This window comes from Mycobacterium sp. M26 (genome assembly GCF_001494595.1).
Taxonomy (GTDB): domain Bacteria; phylum Actinomycetota; class Actinomycetes; order Mycobacteriales; family Mycobacteriaceae; genus Mycobacterium.
On the sequence record NZ_LN929907.1, the window covers coordinates 1,350,616 to 1,362,732 of the forward strand.

Here is a 12,117-nt window from a genome sequence, read left to right on the forward strand (position 1 = left end):
GAATTGTGCCGGTTCGACTGTTTGCTGGCTACTGATTTCTCGGTGGGCTAAAAGCGCGAGCCGTGCACTTCGTGGCCGGGCTTCTCGGCCATCAGTCCGCGGTAGGCGTCGTCGACCTTCGCTCCGTGGTTGACCACGGCGTCGACTTCACGGGCAATCGGCATGTTGATGCCGTACTTTTCGGCGAACTCCATGATGACGCTGGCGGCCTTGACGCCCTCGGCGACCTGGTTCATCGACTCGATGATCTCCTGGACCGTCTTGCCCGAGCCCAGCTGTTCGCCGACGTGGCGGTTGCGGGAGCGCTTGGAGGTGCAGGTGACGATGAGGTCGCCCATACCGGCCAGGCCGGAGAAGGTGTCGCGCTGACCGCCGACGGCTTCGCCGAGTTTGGACATCTCGCGCACGGCGCGGGCCATCACCATGGCTCGGGTGTTCTCCCCGATGCCCAGCGAGTAGCCCATGCCGACGGCGATGGCGTAGACGTTCTTCAGCGCGCCGGCCATCTCGACGCCGATGACGTCGTCGGTGGTATAGGTGCGGAAACGCTTGGTGCGGAACATCTTTGCCAGGTTGGAGGCCAGGTTCTGGTCTGGCATCGCCAGCACGGCGGCCGCGGCGTAGCCCTCGGCGACCTCTTTGGCGATGTTGGGCCCGGCCAGGATGCCGGCCGGGTGGCCGGGCAGCACCTCGTCGACGATCTGGCTCATCCGCATGTTGGTGCCCTGCTCGAGGCCTTTGACCAGGCTGACGACGGGAACCCAGGGGCGCAGCTCCTTGCCCAGTTCAGTGAGTACACCGCGGAAGCCGTGGCTGGGAACGCCCATAACCACCACGTCGGCGCAGTTGGCGGCCTCGGCGAAATCGGTGGTCGCCCGCAGTGTTTCGGACAGCTCCACCTCGTCACCGAGGTACTTGGAGTTGCGGTGGTTCTTGTTGATGTCCTCAGCAGTCTCCTCCGAGCGCACCCACTGCAGGGTCGGGCCGCGGCGGGAACAGATGGAGGCCACGGTGGTTCCCCAGGAGCCTCCGCCGAGGACGACGACATTGGGTTCGCGGCGGTCAGGTGTCATGGCGATTAGGTTATTGCCGGGGTCGGCCGTTTACAGCGAGTTCGGCAACTGCGATGCGACGTGGCGCAGTTCGTCGCTGCTGCGCTCCTCGTGGGCGGTGAACTCGGTGGCGCTGGTATGCATGCCTTGCCCGTGGTCGCCGATGCGGGTGACCAGTTCAGCGGTGCGGGTGTTCCACGCGGCGACCCGGTTGGCCAGCGCTTGGGCGGAGCGGCCGGCCCAGCCGCCCTCGGCCGCCGAGATGCGGGTGCTGGCGGTTGCGTGGCTGGTGTGGACGTCGTCGCCCTGACCGGTGACCTTGGTGGCGGCGTGGGTGAGAGCGTCGACATCGACGGACAGCTTCTTGGCCATGTATGTCTCCTTCAAAATGCGGTATCGCCGGCGGTGCGGTCAGGCCGGGCCGGCTTCGGGCCAGCCGGGGTAGGGCGGCAGGGTGGGGTAGTCGGAACGGGGATGTGTGCCGTTGCGTAATGCCTTGCGGCGCTCGATGGGGTCTGGGGCTAAAGCGCGGCAGGCTTGAGAATCGGCGGTCGACGTCGGCCAGTTCGGATAGGTCGCCAGCGACGACTCCCACGACTCAATCCGCCAGTCGCCGAATACATCGGTGACGGGGGCTGCTGCGGGTCCTCGTTGTGGTGGCAGCGATCCTGTTGCATTCGAAGCCGCTGACATCGCCATTCGCCAAGTCCCGACACCGTCGTCCATGACCCCGGTCGGATATCCGAACGTGCCATTGCCTTGGTCGAATGCGCTCGTGTATGTGCTGTAGTCGCAGACGATGGCTACGGTTGAGGAGCCCGACTTATCGATCCTGAGAATGTGCCGCTTGTCGGTTCCGACAATCGGGTGGGGGGCTGGGTGACTCGTCTGAGGCCGCGGATCTGCCAGCGGATCCGAGTCCGAGGTCGTAGGCGGTACGGCGCGCGTGAAGCCTGGATAGGTAGCGTCGATGGTGCCCATTTCCCTCGCAAGGAAATAGGACTCGATGTAAGCGCGGACGACGACAGCCGGTCCCCGTACAAGATCAATGCCCGGCTCAGCACTCCATACGGCGCGGACATCCTGAGTAAGGCCAGTCCATGGTTTGGATGGTTGTGGCGCAACGACGTTCGTCTCATGTGGCTTGGTGCACGAGGCAACAGCCATCGCAACCAGAATCAACAGTGTAGAAGTAAAGAACCGGCTGCCGAGCATCACTTCCCTGGCCTCCATGGGTGCGGGTTCTCTACAAGATTGTTGTAAGTGTCCTTCTCCATTCCGATCGTCGACACATTCTCGGCCCCGACAGACGCGGCGAGCGCGTTCCGAATTGATTCGTTGTAGAACGGTTCGGACAGGGCTCCCTTGTTTCCGAGGTACTCGCTGTAACTCGCGACATGACCCTCGAAGAAGAACTCCCGCGGCAGATCGATTCGCACGCCATTGGCATGTAAACCGTTGAGAACAGCGCGGTCTGCGTCGTACTCCGTCATGTTCGAGTACATCGCGGCCTCCGCCGTCGAAACCGGTGGTGCGCCGATGATGTCTCCCTTCAAGGCCGACCCCAGCGTCTCTGTGGCCAGCGCGGCACCGGGTCCACCGGGTGACGCATCGGCACCAGCACTCAGCACGTCGACCGCCATGTCGTAGGCCGCCGACTTCGACGCGTAGGCCGCCGCGGCACTGGCATCGGTGTTGATTCCCTTGGCGTCCAGCGCATTGTTCGTGCCGATGTCGACCAGAGACCGCATGGTGTCGGCCTCCTGCATGTGCGCATTGTTGAGCACTGCACCCGGAACGTGGTTGGCGATGTCGCGGGCATAGCTGTTCTGATCCCGCAGGATCTCCTCGTAGGCCTTGCTGTCGAAGAATTCCGCAGCCTTCGAGTCGGTGCTCAGCACCGAGAAGATGCCCTTGGCCGTCGACATGAAGTCCTTCTCCTGCGCCGTCGGATCGTCCGGTGTGGGGAAGAACGGCGTCAGCGCATTGTGTTCACCGGCGATGTTGGACACATACGGCGCCAGGCCATGAGCCATGCCGCGCACCAACTCTGGATTCACCTCGCCCAGAGTGTGATTGCCCGGCATGTGCAGCAGGTCCGCCGGATGCTGGCCCAGATACGTCGCGTAGGCGTGTGCCGTCTCACCCGCGATCTGCGCCTCCGGGCCATGCGCTGTCGGCCCGGTCCAGTCGAACAACGCCGACACCGCCTTGCCGTTGTCTCCCCAGAAATGCCCGGTGACGTTGTGCAGGAACCGGTCCCCGGCGCCACCGGGCGCGGTGACGACGTCGTGGACCACCTGGTGGTCCGGCGCCGCCGCGGACAACACGTTGGCCACCACCGGGTCCAGCGCCGGGTCGCGCCCGAATCCGTCGCGTCCGTTGCTGGCCGGATCCTGTTGCCACAGCGGCGTATCCATCATCGCCGAACCCTTGTGCAGTAACGCCTGATCCACCCCGGTGTTGTCCTGGAAGGAATCGTCGCCGTCCTTGATGATGTCGGCGATGGTGTTCATCTGATCGGTGTAGAGCAGGCCGGGGGACTCCAGCGCCTGGCGCACACTGGTCGGCAGCTGGTCGGTGCCACCGCGCATCAACGTGCCCAGATCATCTTTGGCGCCCGGCCGCAGTTCGGTTTTCGGGTACTGCAGCTTGCCGTTGCTCATCAGCTGCCAGGAATTGCCGATCATGTCCTTCTGGTCGCCGAGCCGCTGTTCGGCCGTCTTGAGCGCGTCGACCGACATCCCGTTCTGCTGGGCCTGCAGCTGGCTGAGCACCGAACCCTGTTCGGCTGTCAGCGGTCTCGTGCCAGCTTGTTGCTCAGCGGTGATGCTGTCCAGCACGTTGTTGACGCGTGCCGCGGCATCCTTGTCGCCGGCCAGTGCGTCGTGCACGTCGGCCTCGGCCTGCGCCGGGTCGTCGATCCAATGGCCGGACAGTTGCCTGTTCACCTCATCGGCCGACTTGCGCCCGTCAGCCCCGTCGATCGCGGCGGCGAGGTCGGCGTCGGCCTGGTCGGCGCGCTGCAGCAGCCGGTGCACTTCGGCGCAGATCACCTCGTAGTTGTGCTGCTGGATCGCCGCTTCCTCGGGATCGGGGGAGGGGACGTAGGTGACGGTGCCCTCTTGGGCGTTGATCGTCATCCCGGCCGCGGCGGCTTCCTGCTGCAGGTGCAGCCAGTCGGACTTGATCGAGCGGATCTCGGTCTCGGCGGCCTTGGCCGCGGCTGCGACGGCCTCCAGTTCCTCGGCATGCAGGTTCAGGTCGCGGCGGATGTCGGTGTTGGCGGCCTTCGCGGCGTCGTGGGCCTGTCCCTCCCACGGCACGGCGTTGATGAGTTGCCCGAGGCCGTCGGAGGTCAGCCGGGTCGAGGCCGAGTGATCGGTGACTGCGGAGAAGACCGCCTGAACAGCGTTGGGATCCCAGGCATCCAGCTCGGCCAGCGACATGCCCATTGATGCCCTCCTCCCGTTTGCTGGACGCCTCGGGAGAATCTACCGTGGACCGGCGCGGGAGTCACTTCACCGCCGTGACCCCGCAGCTAGGCGGGCTGAGGGGGCACCAGAGGTGCCCACCTCTGAGCGACTGTGCAGGGTTGCCCGAGACCTAAGCCGCGCGGGACCGCCGGGCCCGGGCCACCGCGAACACCGCAGCCGCCGCGACACCGCCGGCCAACAGAGCCTTCGTGCCGGTGCCGGTACCGACCGGGCGCACCGCGACGTCGGCGCCCAGCGGCGAGCCCACCCGGCCGAAGGTCATGTCCTCACCGATCTTGTCGATGAAGTGGTGATCGATCGTGTCGGCCCAGTAGTTCTGCCGCGTGATCCACGGCCGCTTGGTGCCCGACTTCGGCAGGGCGTGCAGGTTTCGCAGCACGTAGCCGGCCTGCAGATCCCACAGCGGCTTCTCGGCGATCGGCTGGCCACCCAGATGCGGTGAGGCGTGGGTGAATCCGTTGACCTTCATGTACTCCAACAGCTTGGCCGTCGAGCGGGCCGTCATGTCGGCGCGCAGCGTCCACGAGGCGTTGGTGTAGCCGATGCACCAGATCAGGTTCGGCACATCCTCGAGCATGTACGCCTTGTAGGAGAACCGGTCCTGCGGCTTGATCTCGTTGCCGTCCATGCTGATTCGCACCCCGCCGAGCGCCTGAAGCTGCAGGCCGGTGGCTGTCACGATGATGTCGGCATCCAGGTGCTGGCCCGACTTCAAGACGATGCCGGTCTGGTCGAAGTGGTCGATGTGGTCGGTCACCACCTCGGCACGGCCCTGCGAGATGGCTTCGAACATGTCGCCGTCGGCCACCAGGCACATCCGCTGATCCCAGGGGTTGTAGCGCGGCTTGAAGTGCACGTCCACCGGATAGCCCGGGGGCAGCAGGCTCTTGTTCTGCGCCCGGATGATGCGCTTCATCACCTCCGGGGCCCGCCGCGACAGCAGCCACGTCGACCCCTCGAACAAGGTGGCGATGAACCGCACGATCAGGTGAGAAACCCTGCGCGGCAACGTCATCCGAATGGCCTCATTGACCGGGTTGACCCGCGATCCGGAGAACAGATAGCTCGGCGAGCGCTGCAGCATGGTCACCTTGGCAGCCTTGCGGGCCAGCGCCGGCATCAACGACACCGCGGTGGCGCCGCTGCCGATCACCACCATCTTCTTGCCGGTGTAGTCCAGATCCTCGGGCCAGAACTGCGGGTGGATGACGGTGCCGCCGAACTTCTCGATGCCGGGGAACTCCGGGGTGTAGCCCTCGTCGTAGTTGTAGTAGCCCGAGCCGAAGAACACGAACCGGCCGCGGTAGGTCTTCGGTGTCCCGTCCTCCTCGACGTGCACCGTCCAGGTATCCGAGGACGAATCCCAGTCCGCCGAGATGACGTGGGTGCCGAATCGGATATGCGGGGTGATGCCGTGCTTGCGGGCGGTGTCGGTCATGTACTCGCGGATGTGGTCGCCGTCGGCCACCCCCTCCTTGCGGGTCCACGGCTCCCACGGCCAGGACAGGCTGAAGATGGAGGAGTCCGACCGCACCCCGGGGTAGCGGAAGATGTCCCAGGTGCCGCCGATGCGGTCGCGGCGTTCGAGGATGACGTAGCGGGTGCCCGGGTTGCGTTCGGTGATGCGGTAGGCGGCGCCGATCCCGGAGAAGCCGGCGCCGATGATGACGACGTCGTAGGTGCCGGCGTCCTGCTCGGCCAGCGTCAGGGCGGTCTCCGGGGTCGCGGTCATCGCAGTCCTCGCTCCGTGCGGTGTGTGGTGTCGGTCACCACATTAGGCACTAACCGGTGGGTTGGGCCACAGGGGTGACGGTCGGTACCCCCTGCGTCGGCGGGTGTGCGGCCGGCGCAGGGGGCGGGGTGCGGGTGGAGGCTATTTGTCGCCGGGATTCAGGGCGCGGAAGGCCAGGCCCGCGGCGACGCCGGCGATCAGTTGGACGACGACGTAGATACCCGCGACGGTGCCGGTGACCATCGAGATCGTCGCCCCGGCGATACCGACGGCCGGGTTGAAGACGGCTCCGGAGATGCCACCGACGGCGATCGCGCCGGCGGCCACGGTGAAACCGATGGCCAGTCCGTAGAACGAGTTGTCGCGGTGGTCCTTGCTGGTGGCGACATTGAGGACGACAAAGCACAGCACGAACGTGAACACCATCTCGGCGATGACGGCGGCCACCATCGCATGCCCGGACGGGGTCACCGGCGGCGTCGGCGGGTGCGCGAGGCACAGGTTGGCGACGACGGCAGCGACAAGGCCACCGGCGATCTGCGCGCCGATGTAGCCTGCCGCCTCCGCGATGGTGATGCGTCCGCGGACCAGGACGGCAACGGTGACGGCTGGGTTGTAGTGACCGCCGGAGATGTGGCCGCCGGCATAGACGACGGCCATCAGCACCGCGCCGATTGCGATGGGTGCCAGCGGTGAGCCGCCGAGGACGGCTGCCGCGACGGTGAACATGAGAACGAAGGTGCCGAGGGCTTCGGTGGCGTACTTGATGCGGGTACCGGACCGGACAGGGGCAATGGGGCGGGTGAGAGTTGTCATGTCGATGAGCCTGCGCGAACGCCGGTGGGCGGGGTATCGACCGAAGGAGTGTCGGTGCGGATGAATCGGCGTCGTCCGAACGGATGAATCCGCTACTCCAGCAGGTTGTTGCGCATCGCGTAGGCGACGGCCGCCCCGCGGTCGGAAACGCCCAGCTTCTCGTAGAGCCGTCGGATGTGGGTCTTGATGGTCGTTTCGGCGAGGAAGAGTTCGGTGGCCATGTCGCGCACGGTCTTACCGTCGGCGATCATGCGCAGGATCTGCCGTTCCCGCTCGCTGAGCAGCGGACCCTGCGGGTTGGCGTTGCGGTGTACTTCAGTCGCCAGGCTGGTCACCAGCTCTGGCGGCAGGACGTTCTCCCCGCGGGCGCAGGCCACCACGGCGGTGACGATCTCGTCGCGGTCGGAGTCCTTGGACAGATAGCCCGCGGCGCCGTCCTGGATCGCCCGGTACACGACCGCTCCCTCGGTGGTGGCCGACAGCAGCAGCACCCGGGTCGGGATCTGTTCGCGGGTGACGGCGCGCGCCACGGCGATACCGTCCAGGCCGGGCATCTTGTAGTCCAGCAGGGCGACCTCGGGCCGGTGTTCGAGGATCGCCTCGAGTGCGGAGTGCCCGTCACCGACGGCGGTGACGACTTCGGTCTGCTCGCTCTTGGTGAGGGCCTGCACGATCCCGTCACGGTAGATCGGATGGTCGTCCCCGACGACGACGCGCACCCGACGGTTCGAAATGCTCACCGCACCTCCTTGCCGTTGTGGACGGGCAATGTCACCCGAACCCATGTGCCTTGCTCGACCGGCTCGAATTCCCAACTTCCCCTGAGGGTTTCGATGCGGGAGCGGTGCGACGCCAGCCCGATATGTCCTTCGGCGACGCGGCGGGAGACGATCCCCGGATCGATGCCCACACCGTTGTCCCGCACGTCGAGGGTGACGATGTCGCCGCCGTCCTTCAAGCTCAGCCAGACCGTGTCGGCGTTGGCGTGCCGGGCAATATTGCTCAGAAGTTCTCGCGCCACCCCGTAGAGCGTGGCGTCCTCAGGGTGGCGGCGGGGGTAGTCGATTTCGCAGTCGACGGTGGCGCCGGTGCGCTCAACCAGCGAGTCGAGCAGTCCGCGAACCGCGGGTTCCAGGCCGCCCTCCTCGAGCACCGAGGGGTGCAACTCCTTGGTGAGCTGGCGAAGCTCGCGGGACACGTCGCCGAGCAGCTCGCTGGCTCGCGTCACCGACGGCAGGTCGGTGTGCTCGCGGACCACCTCGCGCAGGTCCTGGCGCGCCGCCAGAACCGTTTGCAGCGGACCGTCATGCAGGTCTTCGGCGACCTGTCGGCGTTGTCGTTCCTCAGCGGTCATCACGTCGGCCAGCAGCATCGAGCGGCTGGCAATGAGCTCGGCGAAACGGGTCATCCGGTGCTGCTGCACGGCCGATACCGCATACGAGCACACGCACAGCAACGCGAGCATCAGCAGCACTGTCGCTATCTGCAGCGCCGACATCTCCCGCCGCAAGGTGGAGTCGGTGACAATCGTCAGGCCGCCCAAGGCGATGGCGGTCATCGCCATCACCGCGCCCAGCCGGCCCGATTGGCTGGCGAGGAAGAACGGGAGAAACGCGAGCAGCCCCAGCATCAGCACGCTCCCCAAGGAGGGCAGCTGTAGCAGGCAGATCGCGGCGATGTCAACGAACATCATCGGGGCGGCGCCTCGCAGCGCGCCCCCTCCCGGCTGGCGCCGCACATTAAGGATTACGGAGATGATTGCCAACGCGGCGTAGACCCCGACGATGGTGAACTGCGCAGGCCACGTGGAACGTTCGGTTCCGGCCAGAATCGCCAGGACCATCACGGCGATGAGCAGCAGTCGCAGGACTGAACGGCGCCGCTGGGCTTGCCGTTCGAAGCGCAGAAAGACGGCTTGGACCGCGTCGTGAGCTTCACCGCCGGAGGGTGTGGGCGGGATTGCGAGGCGCGCCAAGAAACGGGCGGACCGCGTCGGTCTGCTGCCGTTCTGGCGCACAGGGGCAGTTTAACCAGGTGGCAGCCGGAATCGGCGCGGAACAGCCGCACGGCGGGCCTCTGCTGAGACCCGCTCTACTGAGTGTCGGCAGTTACTCGTCGTTCGAGCAACTCATGTCGACGTAGCCCTGGTCGGTGAGTCGGGTGATGGTGTCCGTTGGCGCCCCCGCTGCCCATCTGAATTCTCCTGGGTGGATTGAGGTTTGCCGTGATGGACCGCTTCCGTGGCGGAGATGAACAGGGTGTCGTCCGAACGGATGAACGCGATTCATCCCTCGATCCATGTTTTCGCATGACAGCTCGCGGCGCCGGCCGCGGCGAAGGTTGAGTCATGACCGAAAACGGTCTAGCTCCAAACCGAAAGCTCAACTCACCCAGGAGAATTCAGATGAACAGCACCATCGCCCGTTACCTGGCCCTGCCGATCCTGTCGGCCGGCATCATTGGTGGGGCCGCCCTCGGCCTGGCCGGTGTGGCCAGCGCCGCGCAGGGTTCGGCAACAGGCTCGGCGGGGGTCGCCGCGCCCCAGGTCCACGCCGCCCCGGCCCCCGAGGCGGTTCCGGGCTACCAGTGGCATCGCCACCACTACACCCTGATCGACCCGAGCAATGCCGCCGTCATGCCGCCCCTGGCCCACTGAGCGCAGCAGACCCGTCGACTCCGCCCCCTCCGGCTCCGGCCGCAGGGGGCGGCGTCGTGTGGTCTACCGGTAGTTGACGAACTGCAGGGCGACGTCGAGGTCGGCACCCTTGAGCAGGGCGATGACGGCCTGCAGGTCGTCGCGCTTCTTGGAGGACACCCGGATCTCGTCGCCCTGGACCTGGGTCTTGACGCCCTTGGGGCCGTCGTCGCGGATCAGCTTGTTGATCTTCTTGGCATTTTCCTGGTCGATGCCCTGCTTGAGGGTGCCGCTGACCTTGTAGGTCTTGCCGCTGGCCTGGGGCTCGCCGGCGTCGAAAGCCTTCATGGAGATGTCGCGGCGGATCAGCTTCTCCTTGAAGACGTCGATGGCCGCCTTCACCCGCTCTTCGGTGGAGCTGACGATCTCGATGACCTCTTCGCCCTTCCAGGCGATGGTGGTGTCGGTGCCGCGGAAGTCGAACCGGGTGGACAGCTCCTTGGCCGCCTGGTTCAGCGCGTTGTCGACCTCCTGGCGGTCGACCTTGCTGACGATGTCGAACGATGAATCCGCCATTGGACCCCTCCTCGGTGTGATCGGCCGGTTTGTGTTTGGGGTACATCCTCGTTGTACCCTGCTAGTCGCACCAAACCGGTCCCCGGTCTGGAGTACCCGGCAGGTTGCCCGAGCGGCCAATGGGAGCGGACTGTAAATCCGTCGGCGGAAGCCTACACAGGTTCGAATCCTGTACCTGCCACTCTTTCAAGCCCGTCTTTTGACGGGCTTGATTGTGTTGTGGGGGCCAATACCGTTTCGCTGCTCTAGCATCTTGCCCTGACGTCAATTCACCTACAGGGGGGACCGGCTTCATGGCCACCACCGCAAAGTCTCGTGCCGCAGTCACCAGCTTCCTGGCTGCCGGCGCTGCCACCACCGGCCTGCTCGCCGGCGCCGCCCTCGGATCAGCCCCCACCGCGAACGCCACCTGCGCCTCGTTCTTCGGGCTCGGGAACAGCGCCAGCTGCAGCAGCACGCCGTTGAGCATCGCCATCGCGATCGGCCCGAACGCCACCGCGAATGCCAACGGTCTGTTCGGCGCGGCCTTCGCCCTAGGCGCCAACTCGGCGGCAACCACCGGTGATGCCTTCACCTTCGCCACCGCCGTCGGTGACGGGTCGACGGCCGATGCTCAGGGGTTGTTCGGCATCGCCACCCAGCTCGGCCCGAACGGCACGGCCATCACCAAGGGCTCGGGCCTGCTCGGCAACATCGGCGTCAACATCGCCCTGAACGTCACCGCACCGTGGGCCCCGGCCAACAGCAGCACCGTCTCGGCGGGCGGCACCGGCGCGGGCGGCAACCTGGCCACCAACCTGTTCGGCACCGGGTCCGCCGGGGACCCGAACAGCATGCGCGTGATCTCGGCCGGCCAGTTCGGCATCGCCACCAACATCGGCGGCAGCAACAACGTCGTGGAGTCCGGCCTGGCGGGTGCCGGATCGGTAATCAACCTGGCCACCAACCTCTTTGGTAGCAACAACACCGTCTCGGCCCAGGGCGGCATCTTCAACTGGGCCACCAGCCTTCTCGGTGACGGCAACACGGTGCAGACCAACGGCAGCCTGGTGAACACCGCGAGCAGCTTGTTCGGCAGCAACAACACCGTGCAGACCATTGGCGGCTACCTCAACTGGGGCCGCAGCATCTTCGGCGACGGCAACTCCGTCACCATCACCGGTGGCTACCAGAACGCGGCCAGGACCCTGTTCGGCAATCTCAACGACGTGAGCATCCTCGGCGGCAACGGCAACACGGCGCAGAACATCTTCGGCGCCGGCAACACGGTCGGCGTCTCCGGCAGCTTGTACACCACGGCCAGTAACCTGCTGGGCGGCAACAACAACAACGTGATCGCCACGGGCGGCAACGTGAACTCGGTGCGCAACATCATCGGCAGCAACAACAACCTGACCGTCGGTGGGGTCGGCAGCAACTGGAACTTCGTGATCAACACGCTGAGCAACGGCAACACCATCACCGGTGGCGGGGCTGGCGGCAACTTCACCTTCGGGTTCAACGTCCTCGGCGGCGGCAACAACGTCACCGCGGGCCCGGGTCCGCTGGTCCTGGCCGGAACGGTCTTCAGCACCGGCAGGACCGTCACCAAGACGACCCCCGGTATCGCGATCAACGATGTGGTCATCGGCGGCGCCTCGGCGGTCAACCCGCAGAGCAACAAGTCCTCGAAGAAGAGCGGGGCCGCCAGCAAGAGCAGCTCCGGCTCCAAGGGCTCCTCGACCGGCGGGAGCAAGCGGGGCAATTCGTAGCGGAGGCCCGCGTAAGGCCGAGGTAACCGGCTGTACTTTTAATTGCCATCAGCAAATG

11 protein-coding genes and 1 tRNA gene are annotated in these 12,117 nt (G+C 66.0%); 3 read left to right on the forward strand and 9 right to left on the reverse strand.

Annotation, left to right across the window (positions count from 1 at the left end):
- Positions 1–47: 47 nt before the first annotated feature.
- The 8 genes from BN3385_RS06475 to BN3385_RS06505 all read right to left on the reverse strand — a co-directional run bounded on the left by BN3385_RS06475 (position 48) and on the right by BN3385_RS06505 (position 9,114).
- Positions 48–1,073: an NAD(P)H-dependent glycerol-3-phosphate dehydrogenase gene (locus tag BN3385_RS06475; RefSeq protein WP_059015756.1), complete on the reverse strand. Its 1,026-nt coding sequence runs from the start codon at positions 1,071–1,073 to the stop codon at positions 48–50.
- 30 nt (positions 1,074–1,103) lie between these two features.
- Entirely contained in the window at positions 1,104–1,424 is a 321-nt protein-coding gene (locus BN3385_RS06480; protein ID WP_059015757.1) for a WXG100 family type VII secretion target, read from the reverse strand.
- Between the two features lie 39 nt (positions 1,425–1,463).
- Complete coding sequence (locus tag BN3385_RS27490; protein WP_231748646.1) at positions 1,464–2,285, reverse strand: hypothetical protein; 822 nt, start codon at positions 2,283–2,285, stop codon at positions 1,464–1,466.
- Positions 2,267–4,507 (reverse strand): TPR repeat domain-containing protein, encoded by a 2,241-nt coding sequence (locus BN3385_RS06485; protein ID WP_059015758.1) that lies wholly within the window; start codon positions 4,505–4,507, stop codon positions 2,267–2,269. The genes BN3385_RS27490 and BN3385_RS06485 overlap by 19 nt, the downstream gene beginning before the upstream one ends.
- A gap of 151 nt (positions 4,508–4,658) precedes the next feature.
- Positions 4,659–6,281 carry a flavin-containing monooxygenase gene (locus tag BN3385_RS06490; protein WP_082690304.1) on the reverse strand — a complete coding sequence of 541 codons (1,623 nt, stop codon included), beginning with the start codon at positions 6,279–6,281 and terminating at the stop codon, positions 4,659–4,661.
- Positions 6,282–6,422: 141 nt separating this feature from the next.
- The gene (locus BN3385_RS06495; RefSeq protein WP_059015759.1) at positions 6,423–7,097 is read right to left on the reverse strand and encodes an MIP/aquaporin family protein; all 675 of its coding nucleotides are present in this window, start codon (positions 7,095–7,097) and stop codon (positions 6,423–6,425) included.
- 92 nt (positions 7,098–7,189) lie between these two features.
- Positions 7,190–7,837, reverse strand: coding sequence for a response regulator (locus tag BN3385_RS06500; protein ID WP_059015760.1), 648 nt, complete (start codon positions 7,835–7,837; stop codon positions 7,190–7,192).
- Positions 7,834–9,114 (reverse strand): sensor histidine kinase, encoded by a 1,281-nt coding sequence (locus BN3385_RS06505; RefSeq protein ID WP_059015761.1) that lies wholly within the window; start codon positions 9,112–9,114, stop codon positions 7,834–7,836. Before BN3385_RS06505 ends, BN3385_RS06500 begins: the two co-directional genes overlap by 4 nt.
- Before the next feature lie 387 nt (positions 9,115–9,501).
- On the opposite strand from BN3385_RS06505, the gene BN3385_RS06510 reads away from it, so the two are divergent.
- Positions 9,502–9,753, forward strand: a complete 252-nt coding sequence (locus BN3385_RS06510) for a hypothetical protein (RefSeq protein WP_059015762.1) — start codon at positions 9,502–9,504, stop codon at positions 9,751–9,753.
- A 63-nt stretch (positions 9,754–9,816) separates the two neighbouring features.
- Here BN3385_RS06510 and BN3385_RS06515 read toward each other — a convergent pair whose 3' ends face one another.
- Positions 9,817–10,308: a YajQ family cyclic di-GMP-binding protein gene (locus BN3385_RS06515; protein ID WP_059015763.1), complete on the reverse strand. Its 492-nt coding sequence runs from the start codon at positions 10,306–10,308 to the stop codon at positions 9,817–9,819.
- Positions 10,309–10,406: 98 nt separating this feature from the next.
- Between BN3385_RS06515 and BN3385_RS06520 the strand changes: the two genes are divergently transcribed.
- Both BN3385_RS06520 and BN3385_RS06525 read left to right on the forward strand, forming a co-directional pair.
- A tRNA-Tyr gene (locus tag BN3385_RS06520) sits at positions 10,407–10,489 on the forward strand.
- Between the two features lie 112 nt (positions 10,490–10,601).
- Complete coding sequence (locus BN3385_RS06525; RefSeq protein ID WP_059015764.1) at positions 10,602–12,059, forward strand: beta strand repeat-containing protein; 1,458 nt, start codon at positions 10,602–10,604, stop codon at positions 12,057–12,059.
- Positions 12,060–12,117 lie beyond the last annotated feature (58 nt).